The organism is Vibrio sp. 1978 (genome assembly GCF_033344345.1).
This window is the reverse complement of record NZ_JAWPOP010001064.1, coordinates 1-510: the sequence shown is the minus strand read 5'-3', so window position 1 is coordinate 510 and position 510 is coordinate 1. Positions and strand designations below refer to the sequence as shown.

Annotated in this window: 1 protein-coding gene; it reads right to left on the bottom strand. The window is 43.7% G+C overall.

Annotated elements, in window-relative coordinates:
• Positions 1-510 (bottom strand): PTS transporter subunit EIIC (locus R8N49_RS30670; RefSeq protein WP_318190892.1); only part of this gene is annotated, 510 nt, incomplete at both ends.

The following is a 510-nucleotide window of genomic DNA, read 5'->3' as shown; positions in this document are numbered from 1 at the left end:
CAAAGTAAGCAATCGTTGCGTTAATTACTGGAGCAAAAACAAATGGGATGAACAATGTTGGGTTCATTACGATTGGGCTACCAAAAATCACTGGTTCATTAATTTGGAAGAAGCCAGGAACCGCACTCATTCGGCCGATACTCTTTAGGTGAACAGAGCGGCTAAATGACATCAGTAGAACCAACGCTAACGTCGCACCAGAACCACCAATGAAGATATAGAAGTCCCAGAACGGCTGAGTGAAGATATTCGGAACAGGCTGCCCAGCAACAAATGCATCAATGTTTCCACTGATGTTTGTTAGAAAGATTGGCGATAGAAGGCCAACCACAATCGCGGCACCATGAATCCCTGCAAACCAAAGTAATTGACACATGAGTAGTGCACCAATGATGGCAGGCAAAGTATTTGATGCGCTGATTAATGGCTTGAACATCGCCATAACTGCATCAGGAATCAACATGTCGTATTGGGTTTGAACGAAGATGCTTAATGGATAAAGCGTGACAA